The sequence below is a fragment of the Enterobacter sp. J49 genome (genome assembly GCF_002148625.1).
Lineage (GTDB): Bacteria > Pseudomonadota > Gammaproteobacteria > Enterobacterales > Enterobacteriaceae > Enterobacter > Enterobacter ludwigii.
Genome location: NZ_MWPY01000033.1, coordinates 671,115 through 685,720, shown reverse-complemented (window position 1 = coordinate 685,720; position 14,606 = coordinate 671,115). Strand labels below are relative to the sequence as shown.

The window sequence follows — 14,606 nt, the reverse complement described above, 5'->3', positions numbered from 1 at the left end:
TGATTACATCGAAATGTTTTATAACAGTAAGCGTCGGCATGGTTCGAGCAATCAGATGTCACCGACAGAATATGAAAACCAGTATTATCAACGGCTCGGAAGTGTCTAGATTATCCGTGGCGATTCATTTATTTTATTGGTTTTTATGTTGTTTCCGCTGACATAAACCCCTGTAAAGGTTTCGTCTGATGGAACATTGATGTCACTTAATGCGGAGACTGAATATGTATATTCTCCATTATGGAATGTAACAGTGTTAAAAACATAAGGTCCGGATTTGTTTCCAAGTTGAACATCTGATGAAAAAATAGTTGGAATTTTCTCGCTGAAAAGTCGAGTCTCTAGAGTTAAATCATTTTTTTATCATTGCCATATGTATACTTTAAGATTTCATCTGTACGTTATATTTTTATTATTTTTTTGCTTTTTGTCATGCATTGAAAAACTAATTCTGTATTTGCAAAAGCGTTTGATGCAGAAAAAAACAAGCCAACTAAAAGAATGGTAATTGTCTTTATCACAAGCTTCTCCTTAGGGTTTCATCCGCACAAAGCGGACAATTCTTCGTATCCGTTTCATGGTGAGAACTATGTTGATGGTGATTTTGTGGCGGGAATGGATCATCTTTATTACTGGTCACTTCTTTGCCACATACGGTACAACGGTAAATTCCTGAAACAGGAACAGTGTCACCAGGATTGTACTGTGACGTCCAGCGCTCTTTGTCGCCCTCAACGCGCTGTAAAAATTGCTCTGTCTCGCTTGTAAATGCAGCCATTATTTTCCTTTTTGAACTCAATCCATATACTCAACTATCGCCAAAGTCCCGTAATACGTGATGTACAGGAATGAGCCATTGTTGAAGGATCCGATAGCAGTGGAGATTCTCACTCCATAGATAAGATTTCCCCGGTTGCCAGCTGACTTAACAAACACGACGTATGCTTCGTCATGCTCATTGCGCTTCTTCTCGAAAACGTGAGGTATAAAGATGGCCATCCACTTTGCATAATCTTCCGCAGTTGCATGTTAATTGTATGACAAAAGCCATGAAATCTCTACATTGAAAGTACAGCCAACCTTAAAACGGATTCAATCATAATTCCTTTTGCTTTAAGTCGAGCATGTAGTGTCGAAGGCTGAATGGGGGATTTTTCGAGCCCCTCATGTACCATAGCTAGTTACTCGGCCTTGATGTAAGCATCAAGCTCCATACCCTGAATGACTTTGTCGTCTGCATTAAATTGTGGTGAACATGACGGGCAGGGTAGTTACGGTATCAACCATGAGATGAGTTCTCTGGTTGTTCCTGGATAAATGTAAGATGGAATATGCCATGAACTTAGCGATATCCCCATAATTGTTGCGTTATGAAGTTATCGTAAAGCCACAACTGAATTTTAGCAAACGACTGATTCGCCGGTAAGTTGCTGAAAGAGCGGTCCTCATGTACTGAACTTCAAACCCAGCATATTTAACATAATATACATTATGCGCACTTACATGGATTAAGGCAGAATCTGGCTTTTTGTGGTCATCCTTGTTCTGGTGTTTGACAGCCTCTAATGCACCTTATCTGCTCCGAATCCTCTAAACCTGCATAGCCATCTTCACTCACGCTGTTTATTCTCTGGCTTCTCTGCCGGCGCTGCATACCAGTTATCTTCCGCCACGACGACCGCGCCTTCTGGTTGCATCACAAAGTTTGGCGACATGATTTGTACATTAAACTCGTTAAAGACATCCTGAATATTGCTGTGCAGTTCATTGCGGGCCTCCGCCAGTGATTGCCCGGCACGCAGCTTCACCTGAAGTTCATAAGCAATATACCAGTCCATCAAACTCAATTGTCTTACCAGCGGCTGTTGTGACTGATCGATACATTTCGCCCGTCTGGCGGCAATCTCCAGCATGGCATGAACTTGCCGCCATGGCGTGTCGTATCCGATAGTGACACCTGTCGTCAGGTTCACGCCACCATCTGGATTTTGCGCGCTGAGATTAGTGATTTTGCCGCTAACTACGACAGCATTCGGTACGGTTACAACATAATTCTCCCGCGTAATGATTTTCGTCGCGAGCATACCTATCTCGGTAACCAACCCTTCGTTATCCGCGACCCGAATGATGTCGCCTTTTCTCAAGGCTCGCGAGTAAATCAGTACCAGGCCACTCATGGCATGGTTCATCACCCCGGCAGATCCCAGGGTCAACATCAGCCCAAAGAATACACTGATACCTTTAAAGGCCAGTGAATTGGCCCCGGGTAAAAACGGGTATGCCGCGGACAGAGCAAATAACCACACCACCACAGAAATTAACTTCCGCGTCGCGCCGACGGTTTCAGGATGGATCCCGGGAAGGTGTAAACGCCCTGCTTCTACCTGATTTAACAAGACTTTAAGGAGTTTTAGAATGAAGGCTGTGATAAGAAAAATAATCAGGACGATCAAAATGCCCGGCATAGCCGAGACAATGGACAGTGCGATATCCCGCAGAACACGCATGGTCCAGTCACCCAGCGATGCCCCCCAAACGCGCGTCCAGGGAAACAGACTGAATGACCAACTTAGCCAGATATAAAGCCCGAGAATACCCAGAATAATCATCAGCAAAGCATACAAACGAGTCTCAATCGCGCCGACAAACCTGCGCCAGCGTTGTGGAATGATACTGCGGTTCTCAAGAATGCGGCCTCGGTAAAAACGCCTTACTCCACGCCATGACCGCCAGGCACCGTACCAGAAAACAAACAGTGCCAGCACCCCTGCGGCCGTTTTGCCTGCCGATAATGCCAGCCACCCGGCGTCATATTGATCGCGAAGTGCCGTACGTTGTGCCTCCATTCGAGTCAGCACACGTTGAGCAGCTTCATCAAGCGTCAGGTCGTCACCCTCATCGAGATCGGCTTGTGCCAGTAACATCACCGGCTTGCCGTTCATCACAATCAATCTTCCCGGTTGGTTGTAACGGGTAACCGGAATCATTTTCAGGGGCTCCCGAACATCCTGTTGAGAAAAATTGCGCAGCGTATTACGAATGCGCAAAACTCGCTCTTCAGGCGTGGTCAGACCGAATTTTGCCTGCAGCATAACAATCGGCTGATGGAAAATATAAACCGTTCTGGCGCGCTCCCGATCTGTCGGCTCCTGGCGCGGCTCTGCGGCTACGCTGAGAAAAGAGATTACTGAGAGCAAGCATGACACTGTAACGAGCAGGATCCTCTTCATTTCTCCCCCTGAAACGCAAGATTATTGTTATTTTTCAATACGCCCAGAGAATGGCTGATCTCTGCTTTTTGAGCATAGACCAGCTCGACTCTTCTGCAACTGTCTTAAAAAAACCATAATGCACAATATTGCTTGAAATTGCACGAAACTGCCTATTAATATGAAGAGAGAAACAAAAGACGCACAAACGTGCAAACTCATGCATTTTTACTTACTGAGGTTGATATGACACAACAGTTGATTTTAATCGCCGGCCCCTATCGTAGCGGCACCGATGGCGTGCAGGCGCGCATTGATGAAAACCTTGCTCGTCTTGAAAATGCGGCGTTAGCCGTCTATCAACGTGGCCACGTTCCGGTTATTGGCGAATGGCTGGCCTTACCGTTGGCAAAAGCGGCTGGCTCGAAATCGATGGGTGATGAAATCAGTGAAGCAATGCTGTATCCCGTCGCGCACCGACTCATTGCGAAATGTGATGCTATCTACCGGATTGCCGGCGCGTCCAAAGGGGCCGATATGGACATAGAGGTGGCGCAAACGCTGGGGCTTAAGATTTACACTGCGCTTGAGGATATCCCTCAGGTTTGATGTTGCCTGCCAGCCTGTCGGCTTACCGACAGGCCGGATCACAAACTCCCAGACAATCTCGCGTGTAATCTGAGCACATTTGTAGCGATGGATGTCTTCACTTTCTTTGAAAAATCAATAGGTAATTTTTCAATAACACGCTCAAGAGCCTGGGGCACCAGTTCAGCAAGCTCTTGCATGATTTCATACATTTGCTCTTCGGGAAATTTTACGACTTTCGCAGTAGTAAGGAAGTGGCGAGGATATATCTTATCGATGGCATTTTTACGCCCCTTTGATGCATTCAGGCCCATTGCCAACTTCAAATCGCTGATATGGATCCCTGCGCCACCCAGTACCGGGAACGCGGAAATAATGTCGTAAAAAGGTGTTAAGCGGTAACTCCCGTGTGGCTGAATAAAGACGGAAAAATTTTTAGCGTGCCCATCTGTCGCCCCAAGTAACCACTGGAAAACCTGGAATTTCATAAACTGATAACGATCCGTCAGGGCTTCACTGGAACCCAGCAAAAACATCATGATCCGTGTAATCCCTGGGCCACCATCAGACTCGTATTTCAGGGCTGATGGCAGGCCGAATGCCTGGCACATATCCTCCTGAGGCAGCCTAAATAATATTGAGCGGTCAGTATTCCAGCGTCTGTCAAAGCGTTCTACTGCCAGTGCACGAACGCCACCTGCTCTTATTATTTCCGCATCAGGAACGTTAAAACCCAGTGTCTTTGCCAGTGAAAGACAAAAGTATTCGTTATCTACGCTGTCACGTAAATCAAGCGTGGCATTTGGCTGTTTAATTTCGCCTATTGGAAGTTTGATAATATGTGTCGTGGGCGTTGCAGCCCTGGGGATACACCACTCATCACCCATTTTGAGTAGCGCTGTTTTTTCCTGAGCACCCGCGACGGAAATGCGGAAATCATTCTCTTCGTTAATCATGCCCAACGGGATATCAGATTTATAAGCGGACAGTACAGCTTCAAGCTTTTTCTCGGTAAGCGGTTCCCACGTCATTCCCGGTATGCTGATATCTTCATCGACTGGCAGCAACGTTACTGCACCAACACTGTCACGTCCTATTTCTGCAAGTAAATCAAATGGTTGCTTGGATTTTGCCTGGTAGCGTTTAACAACACGCTCCCTCACGACTGGGCTGTCAGGCAGCAGGTTATCAAAGAAATTGAACACCGCGTCAGATGTGATGTTGCCAAACTGCAGAGGCAGCGAGAGCGATAAAGGGCGTGCATGATGGCTAAACATCCAGCCACGGTCATATTTAAAGGTCTGAGCTCCGTTCGGTTGCTTCGTAAGCTCGCCAACACGTTCATTATTCATCCATGTCACAAGCTTTGACATTACCAGTCCAGCCCCTGTTGGTTATTTTTCTCCGGCCCCGTCGTTGCTTCTGTGCTTTCATAGAGCGCCATCATCAAACCAAGCGACTGTAAAATCTTAAAAAAAGTGGTCAGGGTAGTTTTGTCAGGATTGTTTTCAAAATTAGAGATAGTAGCCTGTTTAATACCTATCCTTTTTGCCAGTTCGATTTGGGTCCAGCTGTTTTTTTGACGGACCAGTTTCATATAATTAGCCAGTTGCACCGGACTATAAATGTATGGTGGATTCATAATTTGCATTCCCAACATTGTTATCCTCTTGTGCGGATAATACATGTATTATCCTCTTGTGCGGATAATGTCAACAGCAAAGTGAGAGATCTGCACTTTTTATCCCCTCATGGGTATAAAAGAGGCGTTATCCCCTTCAAGGGATATTGATATGTATTACACCTCTTCCCGTGCAGAGGTCATCACCACGGAAACCCCCTTTTCTTTTACCGCATTAATCCAGGCGCTATCGGTATCGTCTTCAACGACAATCGTGTTCACCAGCGACAGATCGCCAATCACAAAAGATGACGCGGTATTGATTTTTTCGGGGGAAGCCAGCACAACCGTTTCGGCGGCTCTGCCGGAAAATGCACGTTTGATACTCGCCTCTTCAAAATCACCGGTCGTCAGGCCCGCATCAGGATGGATGCCAGTCACTCCCATAAAGAACAGGTCCGCATGGATTTTTTCGATGCCTTCGATAGCAGCCGCGCCGACCGCGACAATAGAGTGTTTATACAGACGGCCACCGATCAGGATAACCTCAATGGAGGGATGTTCGACAAGTCCCAGCGCAATGCCTGGGCTGTGCGTGACCACGGTTATCTTCAAATCAGGAGGCAGAAACGTAATCAGCTCTGACGTGGTCGTGCCGCCGTCAATGATCACCACCTGGCCGTCAGAAATCAGCTGCGCACCTTTACGGGCGACATTTTTCTTGGCATCCATCTTTACCGATTTACGCTCAGCAAACGGGGCAATGGCCGAGGATGACGGCAGCGCCCCGCCGTGAACACGCTGTAAACGCCCTTCTGCCGCCAGCTCGCGTAAATCGCGCCGAATGGTGTCTTCAGACACCGCGAAGAGCGTGCTGAGCGCTTTCGACTGGACCTGACCTTCAGCCTCGAGCTTTTCAAGGATCAATTGTTTTCGCTGCGTTGTGAGCATAAGGAATTCCTGATATTGCACGTTTAATCTTGAAACTGCACGACAATGCTGTTTATGATAATTACTCTACGTAAGGAGGAACAAACGTGCAATCAAAACGTGCAGATGTACGCATCATAGAAAGTGAAACACTGTCTGATAACTGGTACATCCTGAAAAAATATACCTTTGATCTGCAGCGACGCGATGGCGAATGGCAGCGGCAAAATCGCGAAGTGTACGACCGGGGAAACGGAGCCACCATCCTGCTTTATAACCGGGATAAAAAGACGGTGATCCTGACCCGCCAGTTCCGTTTCCCTGTCTTTATTAACGGGCACGAAGATGACCTTATTGAAGCTGCTGCGGGCTTGCTCGATAACATGGATCCGGAAAGCCGGATTAAAGCAGAAGCGGAAGAAGAGACCGGCTATAGCGTTTCCCGCGTTGAGAAAATTTTTGAAGCTTACATGAGCCCGGGCTCCGTCACTGAAAAACTCTATTTTTATCTCGCCGAATACCAGCCGAAAGACAGAACCAGTGAAGGCGGTGGACTCAAAGCGGAGGGTGAGGATATCGACGTACTGGAAATGACGCTGGAAGAGGCACTGCGCGGCATTGAAACGGGCAGGATTGTCGACGGGAAAACCATCATGCTGCTTTATCATGTTGCCCTGAAAGGCATTCTGTAATTGCTGCAGGACAGACACCTGCCGTAGTGCAGGTGTCTGCGTGTGCTATTCTTGCTGAAGCATGCACAACGGAGATGCAAAGATGGCTGACTGGAACCCTTCCTTGTACCTGCGATACGGAGCCGAACGTACGCGCCCCGCCGCTGAATTGCTCGCCAGAATTCCCCTGGATGACGTGTCATCCATCGTCGATCTGGGCTGCGGGCCTGGAAACAGTACGGCGCTGTTAAAACATCGCTGGCCTTCAGCGCACGTCACAGGGGTCGATAACTCACCTGCGATGCTCGACGAAGCCCGCAGCGCCTTATCGGATTGCCACTTTGTCGAGACCGATATCCGCCAGTTTAAGCCCGGCCAGCCGCTGAGCCTGATTTACGCCAATGCCGCGTTGCAGTGGGTGCCTGACCACTACGATCTCCTGCCGCACCTGGTCTCTCTGCTCACGTTAAATGGCGTACTGGCCATTCAGATGCCTGACAACTGGCTTGAGCCCACTCATGTGGCGATGCGTGAAGTTGCCTGGGAGCAAGGCTATCCCGACCGGGGTCGTGAAGCCTTGCCCGGCGTGCATGCCTATTACGACATTTTGACAGACGCCGGTTGTGATGTGGATATCTGGCGGACAACCTATTTCCATAAAATGAGCTCACACCAGGCCATCATTGACTGGGTAAGCGCTACCGGTTTACGTCCGTGGCTGCAGGAGCTTAATGAGAGCGAGCAGAAACGTTTTCTCAAGCGCTACCATGAAATGCTGGAAGAGCAGTATCCGCTCCAGGAAAACGGGCAGATACTGCTGGCTTTTCCACGGTTGTTTATCATTGCTCAACGTCAGCCCTGAGCAACGTTATGAGCGGGCCTCTTTAAGCAGCTGCTGGATAACTTTTTCCTGTTCTTCATAGTTACCTTCGCCAAAAGAGGTATAACGTAACTGCCCTTTGGCATCGAAATAGTAATGTGCCGGCCAGTACTGGTTCCCGAAGGCGTTCCAGATCTGGTAGTTATTATCCGTCACGACCCGATACGGCAGTTGCCATTTGTTCACCGCGTTTTTCACCGACGAGAGCGGTTTTTCCCACGGATATTCAGGCGTATGCACGCCGATGACCACCAGACCCTGGGACTGATATCGCGTGGCCCAGTCGCGGACATGCGGGAGCGTATGCTGGCAGTTGATGCAGTCCCAGGTCCAGAAATCAATCAGGACGACTTTACCCCGCAAAGATTCAGACGTGACAGGGTCACCATTAACCCATCCGGTTCCGCCACTTAACGAAGGCAACTGACTGCTGGGTTCGGTCATTACGACCGGCTGCAGTTTTACTGGCGCAGTGGCGGGCTTCGCCAGGGTCAACAGCGTCGTTTCAAGACGGTCTGCCACCCCATTTGCACCTTTCAGCACCGAGTTCATCCCCGTGGCGTTGAACGCCACAGCCGCTAACATCACCACGCCCGCCCCCTTGCGCAACCTTTCCATCAGCGCTGATTTGGCCCGCAGCGGTGCCATCAGTTTCCGACCGCCGGCCATAAGCAGGCCCAACATAAGCGCACATCCGCTGCCATACGCCGCCAGCAGCGCGCCGGTGGTGATGGCCGAATGACCCGCAATATTGATACTGAAAATAGCCCCGAGGATCGGTCCGGCACAGGGAGACCAGAGCAGACCGACGGCCAGTCCGGCCAGGAAAGCGGAAAACATTCCGCGCGTTTGTCCGCTGCGGGTGTTGAGGATATTGCCCGCGCTGACCGCAGGCCCGGCTATGCGCTGGGCGAAGGACGGGAAAATTAAGGCCAGCGCGGCTGTAGCCAGAATAATGAGTGCCAGCCAGCGCCCTATTATCGTGGCATCCGTGATCCATTCGCTGGCAACCGTGACAACCATCGCCACCACGGTAAACATCACGATCATCCCTGCCAGCAGAGCCAGGATATGTCTTCGCTGCCCCTGAAAACCGGCAAACAGAAGAGGTATCACCGGGAGCGTACATGGACTGAGCAGGCTTATCATCCCGCCCAGAAACGCGATTATCAAAAACATAAAAACCTCACATTACAGATGGCCTGCGACGCTGCAGTGAGGGTATTTCATCGTACGGATGTGTTTGGGATGTGTGCAAAACGGGACGATTTGTCTGCTCTCGTATCGGTCACGCAACCGGATACAAAACCGTACAATTAGCGACGCGGCAGCGTTACCGTGACCTTCAGCCCGCCTTCAGGAAGGTTTGCCAGCCGCAGTTTCCCGTCAAGCTGCGCGGTCAGCTGTGCGGCAATCGCCAGCCCCAGGCCGGTTCCGCCGGTATCACGGTTACGCGATGTTTCTACCCGATAAAAAGGCTGTAATACCGCGTCGAGTTCAGCTTCGGGTATCCCCGGCCCGCCGTCCAGAATATGGATAGCAATGTGTCCGGCAGAAGAATCATCAATCTCAATAACGGCATAGCCACCAAACTTAAGCGCGTTATCCAGGAGGTTGGTCATCACCCGGCGAAGCGCCTGCGGCCGAGTCACTATCGGCAGGCGGGCGTCGTTTGCCTGAAACTGCACGTTTTTACCAATGTCCTGATAATCACAGGCAATGCTGTTTACCCAGGCATTGAGCTCCAGCTTTAGCGAGGTCTCTTCCAGGGACTCTGATGACCGGGCATAGGCAATCCCCTCCCGCACCAGACGGGTCATGTTATCGAGGTCGTTCAATAACTTGTCCCGTAACTCGGGTTGATCGGCCATCTCGACGCGCAATTTCATGCGCGTGATGGGCGTCTGCAGGTCGTGAGAAATGGATGCCAGGATCTGCGCGCGTTCGCGAAGATAGGATTGAATGCGCGCCTGCATCGCGTTAAAGGCATGCGCGGCTCTTTGCACTTCTACCGGCCCCTTCTCCGTCATTGGTGTGTTTGCCGCCGGGTCCAGCGCGTCAACCGCACGGGTAAACTGAGAAAAAGGCCGAATCACCTGACGCACGGCGATCCAGGCACAGGCCGCAAGCAGCAGCAGCTGCAATACCAGCACAACAGGTAACCAGCTGGCAACCGGCGGCATGCGTGGCGTCAGATCGATGGTCAACGGTGCGCCATCACGTAAGGTGAGATGCGCCTGAATATGGGAAATGGGACCGGGAACGGCGGTAAACGTGAGCGGGTAGTCAGCCGTAAGGGTCTCTTTTAGCGTTCGAATGGCGTCGCGTGAACGTTTATCCTCAGGGGGTGCGCCCGGTTCTCCAGGCCCGAGAATATAGCGATAGTTACCGCGCTCCAGCCGCGGCAGCCAGGCCGCCCGCTCCTGAGCGGGAAGTCGGTCAAGAATGGCCACGCTAGTGGCTACATCGTTTTCCAGATTACCCAGCATTACGCTGCGGGCGCTGTGCATGCGTTCAACCATCACCAGCGTCAGGCTGAGAGTATTGGCCAGTAAGAGTCCAGCCAGCACGATGACCAACAGACGGGACAGCAACGAGCGTGGCCAAAGCGTCATTCATTGGCCTCTTTTATGGTCACCGGCATTGTAAAGACATAGCCTTCACTGCGCACGGTCTTGATATAGGCCGGCGTGCGGGCGTCTTCATTCAGACGCTGACGCACCCGGCTCACCAGCAGATCAATCGATCGTTCAAAAAGCTCGGCATCGCGCCCCTGGGTCAGATTTAGCAGTTGATCCCGGGTCAGGACACGCTGAGGGTGATCGAGGAACACGCGCAGCAGACGATATTCCGCTCCGCTGAGCGCCACTACCATCCCTTCACTGTCGATTAAATGACGGGCCACGGTGTCCAGTTGCCATTCTCCGAACGTGACCAGTCGCCCGGCTTCCGTCACCTGTAAATTGGGGGGCATTGTGCGGAAACGACGTAAAATGGCTTTGATCCGCGCGAGTAACTCGCGTGCAACAAAAGGCTTCACGACATAATCGTCTGCCCCCATCTCCAGCCCCAGGATCCGGTCTGTTTCCTCGTTACGCGCCGTGAGCATCAGAATGGGCAAGTCTTTATGTTTACCGCTTCGGAGCTGACGACACAGCGTTAATCCGTCATCGCCGGGCATCATGACATCCAGCACCACAAGATCGATATGCTGTTTATCAAGCACAACTCGCATCTCTTTGCCATTTGCCGCGCCAGAGGCGCGATATCCGGACTTAACGAGGTAATCGACAATCAGCTCACGAATATCCCTGTCGTCATCGACGACAAGGATATGATCAATATGCTCCACAGAAATCTCCAGACTGAAGGGTAACGTATTGAAAATAGCACATTTCAGAGTTTATCTGCGTCCACAACTGCGTTGACGAAATCCTGCGGATCTTCCTGTGGTGGGTTGTGACCTACGGTTTTGCCAAAGGTACGGTGTTCATACTTACCGGTGAATTTCCCGGCGTAGGCCTGTGGAGCAGGATGCGGCGCCCCGTTGTTTCCGCCTTCAATGGTGATCGTCGGGACGGTAATATTCGGAAGCGTTGCCAGTTTTTGCTCATAACTGTCGTATTTGCGCTCCCCTTTTTCCAGCCCTAAACGCCAGCGGTAGTTACTGAGCGTCACCGCGACATGGTCCGGGTTATCAAGGGATTTGGCACTGGCGTTAAACGTTGCATCGCTAAATTTCCAGTCAGGTGATGCCTGTGACCAGATCAGACGGGCGAAGTCATGGGTGTTTTTGGCGTAGCCTTCAGCGCCACGTTCGGTGGCGAAATAGAACTGATACCACCACTGAACTTCTGCTTTCGGCGGTAAGGGTTGTTTGCCAATCTGCTGGCTGCTGATCAGGTATCCACTGACGGAGACCAGCGATTTAACGCGTTCTGGCCACAGCGCCGCGACGATGTCCGCCGTACGGGCACCCCAGTCGTATCCTGCAAAAACGGCCTGCTTGATGTTCAGGGCATCCATCAGGTTCACAATGTCTTTCGCCATGGCCGAAGGCTGGCCGTTACGCGGCGTTTTATCTGAGAGGAAACGGGTAGTTCCGTAACCACGCAGAGAAGGCACAATCACCCGATATCCTTTGGCAGCCAGCGCGGGAGCAACTTGCGCATAACTATGAATATCGTAGGGCCAGCCGTGTAATAAAATGATCGGTTGACCATTTTTCGGGCCGATGTCGACATAGCCGACGTTAAGGTCGCCGGCGTTAATCTGCTGAGGATGATCAAACGCCGTCGCGAAATCAGTACCGGTTGCTTCGGCCTGACAGGACATGACGGTACCAAGAGAAACGGTTAATGCGAGAGTTGAGTATGCGAGTTTGCTGAACATGTTGTTATCTCCGATTGAGTACGATTCACGGGGATATAACAACATCGGTTTGTATAGCGGATATGTGCGAATGGGCCTTTATTGCAAGCCTGTGTATGTATCAGAGGCGTTGATACAATGTGATACAAACACAGGTCATTGCGTCTTAAAGCGAGACGCGATAACGAACGTAATCGTCGGCTTCGCCATATTGGTCGTAGAGTTTACGTGCCGGGTTGTTCTGCCGCGTGACCCAATAAAGTTTCGACCACCCTTCGCGCTTGCCTTCGTCCATCAGGGCGTCAATGAGCGCTTTTCCGGTCCCTGCTCCCCGTTGGCTGGCAGCAACAAACAGGTCTTCCAGATAACAAACGGGCGCTGTCGACCAGGTTCCTTCGTGCAAAATACACATGGCGAAGCCGATGACGTTGCCGTCGCTTTCCGCAACCCGGCAAAACATCGATGATCGCTCGTCGAGCGCCCTTTGCCATGTCGCGGCGGTCACGGACTCATCGAGGACACAGTCATAAAAATGGGTGTAGCCGTCCCACAGCGGACGCCACTGGGAATAATCTTCTGCGCGTAAAGCTCTTACCGTAACAGCCATATATTCCTCTTATTACAAATCGAAAGCCTTTTAAAAGCAGTTATTGGTAGTAAAGAATTCCAGCACACCGAAAAAGAATGTGATAGAGATGAAAATACCAGAAGGTGAACAAAAACATAACGCTTAAACAGGGAGAACCACGGATGACAATACCGACGCTAACGACAGACCGCCTGTTACTTATTCCCCTGGTCGCGGAAGATGCCGTCCAGATACAGCGGCTTTATCCGCGCTGGGAAATCGTTCGCTATATGGTCTCCTCAGTACCCTGGCCCTACCCGGATAACGGCGCGGAGTATTATGTTAATAACGTTGCATTGCCGGATATGGAAAAAGGCATTGCCTGGTTCTGGAGTATTCGACGTCGCGAGGCACCGGATGAGCTGATGGGGATTATCTGCCTGTACGATGTCGAAGATAACAACCGTGGGTTCTGGCTGGCGCCGGAGTTTCAGGGTAAGGGATACATGCGTGAGGCCAGTATTGCGGCGACGGATTATTGGTTTAACACCCTGAACAAGCCGGTGTTGCGTGCGCCAAAAGCGGCTGCTAACAGCCGCTCCCGCCGTATTTCAGACAGTAGCGGCATGCGGCTTATCAGGACAGAAAAGAAAGCGTACGTCAGCGGCATACTGGATTCCGAACTGTGGGAAATCACCCGTGACGAATGGAATGCCCGTCAGGTCAGTTGATAATACTTATCCGGTAACAGTCTTTCGGGGATCTCTTCTTCATCGTTCATCTGCAACAGGTCACGTTCCATCATGTTGCAGATGGCGTCCAGCGGCAGGTCATTATCTTCGGTACCAAACGGGTCTTCCAGCTCTTCCGCCAGCGTATCCAGCGAGATAAAGGTGTAAGAAATCAGCGCCGACACAAAAGGCGTCATGTAGTGCAGATCGACGACCAGCGCGAACGGCAGCATGATGCAGAATAGATACACCGTACGATGAAGGATCAGCGTGTAAGCAAACGGTACGGGTGTCGTCAAAATACGCTCGCAACCCGACAGGACGATGGACATGTCGTTCAGTCGGTTGTTGAGACTGTGGAACAGGATATCTGAGAGCTCACCATTGCGACGCCTGACGGCAAGCCACTCCCCCATGATCAGTAAAATACGGTTCGCCGGCGAGTTGGCGTTCATCACCTTGCGTAAATCATCTTCCGGAAGATAACGGGAAAGTTGTTCGGCGTTCGTTTCCCGGCGCAGGGTCATGCGCAAACAGTTGGCAAAGGCAATCTGCAGGCGGACAAACTCGCCGAGATGTTTATCGTCCGGCAAGGTGTTTTTTACCTCGCGAAACAGAGAGCGTGCCGCTATCATCAGTTGCCCCCAAAGCTGGCGCGCCTCAACGTAGCGGGAATAGCAGGCGTTGTTTCGGAAACCGAGAAAGATAGCGATCGCCACACCGAGAATGCTAAATGGCGCAACGGTAAATTTGATGCCAAGGGATGTGTACCACGGCAGCATCAGGATCACGGCGATAGAAAGCAGGAAGTTGAGTAGCAAGCGGGTATAGATTTTTGGCAGTACCGAGCCATGCCAGACAAAGATGAGTTGTAACCAGTGCTGTTTAGGACGAACAATCATAGTGAGTTTCAGGAAAGAAAAAGAGCGTGGCTATTAAACGTGATCCCCCTCACGGTTGCAAGCATGTTAATAAAACATTGAATTTTCTGACCTGGCTAGCCTAAACCGCACGGTGCCAGAGGTGTTTTTAAAAAC

At 50.8% G+C, this 14,606-nt stretch carries 16 protein-coding genes; 5 read left to right on the top strand and 11 right to left on the bottom strand.

Features of this window, described 5'->3' with window-relative positions; all coding sequences use genetic code 11:
• The coding region (locus BJP35_RS16210; RefSeq protein ID WP_143349615.1) for an IS3 family transposase at window positions 1–109 on the top strand (109 nt) is incomplete at its 5' end.
• 408 nt (window positions 110–517) lie between these two features.
• On the opposite strand, the gene BJP35_RS16205 is transcribed toward BJP35_RS16210, so the two are convergent.
• Both BJP35_RS16205 and BJP35_RS16195 read right to left on the bottom strand, forming a co-directional pair.
• The gene (locus BJP35_RS16205) at window positions 518–778 is read right to left on the bottom strand and encodes a protein L (RefSeq protein WP_204247281.1); all 261 of its coding nucleotides are present in this window, start codon (window positions 776–778) and stop codon (window positions 518–520) included.
• Window positions 779–1,610: 832 nt separating this feature from the next.
• Window positions 1,611–3,230, bottom strand: a complete 1,620-nt coding sequence (locus BJP35_RS16195) for a mechanosensitive ion channel family protein (protein ID WP_086463423.1) — start codon at window positions 3,228–3,230, stop codon at window positions 1,611–1,613.
• 225 nt (window positions 3,231–3,455) lie between these two features.
• Between BJP35_RS16195 and BJP35_RS16190 the strand changes: the two genes are divergently transcribed.
• Window positions 3,456–3,818 (top strand): DUF4406 domain-containing protein, encoded by a 363-nt coding sequence (locus tag BJP35_RS16190; RefSeq protein WP_020884136.1) that lies wholly within the window; start codon window positions 3,456–3,458, stop codon window positions 3,816–3,818.
• Between the two features lie 38 nt (window positions 3,819–3,856).
• Here the strand turns inward: BJP35_RS16190 and BJP35_RS16185 are convergent, their stop codons facing one another.
• From BJP35_RS16185 to BJP35_RS16175, 3 genes are all read right to left on the bottom strand, one after another.
• A complete protein-coding gene (locus tag BJP35_RS16185; protein WP_047744656.1) occupies window positions 3,857–5,170 on the bottom strand; it encodes a type II toxin-antitoxin system HipA family toxin in 1,314 nt (437 codons plus the stop codon).
• On the bottom strand, window positions 5,170–5,439 hold the full coding sequence (gene hipB, locus BJP35_RS16180; RefSeq protein WP_047356536.1) for a type II toxin-antitoxin system antitoxin HipB: 270 nt from the start codon (window positions 5,437–5,439) through the stop codon (window positions 5,170–5,172). The genes BJP35_RS16185 and hipB overlap by 1 nt, the downstream gene beginning before the upstream one ends.
• Before the next feature lie 156 nt (window positions 5,440–5,595).
• Window positions 5,596–6,369 carry a DeoR/GlpR family DNA-binding transcription regulator gene (locus BJP35_RS16175; protein WP_047356490.1) on the bottom strand — a complete coding sequence of 258 codons (774 nt, stop codon included), beginning with the start codon at window positions 6,367–6,369 and terminating at the stop codon, window positions 5,596–5,598.
• A gap of 86 nt (window positions 6,370–6,455) precedes the next feature.
• Between BJP35_RS16175 and BJP35_RS16170 the strand changes: the two genes are divergently transcribed.
• Together BJP35_RS16170 and tam are read left to right on the top strand one after the other, a co-directional pair.
• Window positions 6,456–7,040, top strand: coding sequence for an NUDIX domain-containing protein (locus BJP35_RS16170; protein ID WP_025204189.1), 585 nt, complete (start codon window positions 6,456–6,458; stop codon window positions 7,038–7,040).
• An 82-nt stretch (window positions 7,041–7,122) separates the two neighbouring features.
• A complete protein-coding gene (gene tam / locus BJP35_RS16165) occupies window positions 7,123–7,881 on the top strand; it encodes a trans-aconitate 2-methyltransferase (protein ID WP_086463422.1) in 759 nt (252 codons plus the stop codon).
• A gap of 6 nt (window positions 7,882–7,887) precedes the next feature.
• On the opposite strand, the gene BJP35_RS16160 is transcribed toward tam, so the two are convergent.
• From BJP35_RS16160 to BJP35_RS16140, 5 genes are all read right to left on the bottom strand, one after another.
• Window positions 7,888–9,078 (bottom strand): cytochrome c biogenesis protein/redoxin, encoded by a 1,191-nt coding sequence (locus BJP35_RS16160; protein ID WP_086463421.1) that lies wholly within the window; start codon window positions 9,076–9,078, stop codon window positions 7,888–7,890.
• Between the two features lie 137 nt (window positions 9,079–9,215).
• Window positions 9,216–10,514, bottom strand: coding sequence for an ATP-binding protein (locus tag BJP35_RS16155; protein WP_020884141.1), 1,299 nt, complete (start codon window positions 10,512–10,514; stop codon window positions 9,216–9,218).
• Complete coding sequence (locus tag BJP35_RS16150) at window positions 10,511–11,251, bottom strand: response regulator (RefSeq protein WP_025204193.1); 741 nt, start codon at window positions 11,249–11,251, stop codon at window positions 10,511–10,513. The genes BJP35_RS16155 and BJP35_RS16150 overlap by 4 nt, the downstream gene beginning before the upstream one ends.
• A gap of 44 nt (window positions 11,252–11,295) precedes the next feature.
• A complete protein-coding gene (locus tag BJP35_RS16145) occupies window positions 11,296–12,291 on the bottom strand; it encodes an alpha/beta fold hydrolase (protein WP_020884143.1) in 996 nt (331 codons plus the stop codon).
• Between the two features lie 145 nt (window positions 12,292–12,436).
• The gene (locus BJP35_RS16140) at window positions 12,437–12,877 is read right to left on the bottom strand and encodes a GNAT family N-acetyltransferase (RefSeq protein WP_014170062.1); all 441 of its coding nucleotides are present in this window, start codon (window positions 12,875–12,877) and stop codon (window positions 12,437–12,439) included.
• Between the two features lie 143 nt (window positions 12,878–13,020).
• Between BJP35_RS16140 and BJP35_RS16135 the strand changes: the two genes are divergently transcribed.
• The gene (locus tag BJP35_RS16135; protein ID WP_086463420.1) at window positions 13,021–13,569 is read left to right on the top strand and encodes a GNAT family N-acetyltransferase; all 549 of its coding nucleotides are present in this window, start codon (window positions 13,021–13,023) and stop codon (window positions 13,567–13,569) included.
• Here BJP35_RS16135 and BJP35_RS16130 read toward each other — a convergent pair.
• The gene (locus BJP35_RS16130) at window positions 13,557–14,471 is read right to left on the bottom strand and encodes a bestrophin family protein (protein WP_014170060.1); all 915 of its coding nucleotides are present in this window, start codon (window positions 14,469–14,471) and stop codon (window positions 13,557–13,559) included. The two genes, BJP35_RS16135 and BJP35_RS16130, sit on opposite strands and share 13 nt — an antisense overlap.
• Window positions 14,472–14,606 lie beyond the last annotated feature (135 nt).

Bases quoted from the DNA above. Each gene is read 5' to 3' on its own strand.
- BJP35_RS16130 (WP_014170060.1), bottom strand. From the start codon at position 14,471: ATGATTGTTCGTCCTAAACAGCACTGGTTACAACTCATCTTTGTCTGG.
- BJP35_RS16135 (WP_086463420.1), top strand. From the start codon at position 13,021: ATGACAATACCGACGCTAACGACAGACCGCCTGTTACTTATTCCCCTG.
- BJP35_RS16205 (WP_204247281.1), bottom strand. From the start codon at position 778: ATGGCTGCATTTACAAGCGAGACAGAGCAATTTTTACAGCGCGTTGAG.
- BJP35_RS16160 (WP_086463421.1), bottom strand. From the start codon at position 9,078: ATGTTTTTGATAATCGCGTTTCTGGGCGGGATGATAAGCCTGCTCAGT.
- BJP35_RS16195 (WP_086463423.1), bottom strand. From the start codon at position 3,230: ATGAAGAGGATCCTGCTCGTTACAGTGTCATGCTTGCTCTCAGTAATC.
- BJP35_RS16140 (WP_014170062.1), bottom strand. From the start codon at position 12,877: ATGGCTGTTACGGTAAGAGCTTTACGCGCAGAAGATTATTCCCAGTGG.
- hipB (WP_047356536.1), bottom strand. From the start codon at position 5,439: ATGAATCCACCATACATTTATAGTCCGGTGCAACTGGCTAATTATATG.
- BJP35_RS16190 (WP_020884136.1), top strand. From the start codon at position 3,456: ATGACACAACAGTTGATTTTAATCGCCGGCCCCTATCGTAGCGGCACC.
- BJP35_RS16155 (WP_020884141.1), bottom strand. From the start codon at position 10,514: ATGACGCTTTGGCCACGCTCGTTGCTGTCCCGTCTGTTGGTCATCGTG.
- BJP35_RS16185 (WP_047744656.1), bottom strand. From the start codon at position 5,170: ATGTCAAAGCTTGTGACATGGATGAATAATGAACGTGTTGGCGAGCTT.
- BJP35_RS16145 (WP_020884143.1), bottom strand. From the start codon at position 12,291: ATGTTCAGCAAACTCGCATACTCAACTCTCGCATTAACCGTTTCTCTT.
- tam (WP_086463422.1), top strand. From the start codon at position 7,123: ATGGCTGACTGGAACCCTTCCTTGTACCTGCGATACGGAGCCGAACGT.
- BJP35_RS16175 (WP_047356490.1), bottom strand. From the start codon at position 6,369: ATGCTCACAACGCAGCGAAAACAATTGATCCTTGAAAAGCTCGAGGCT.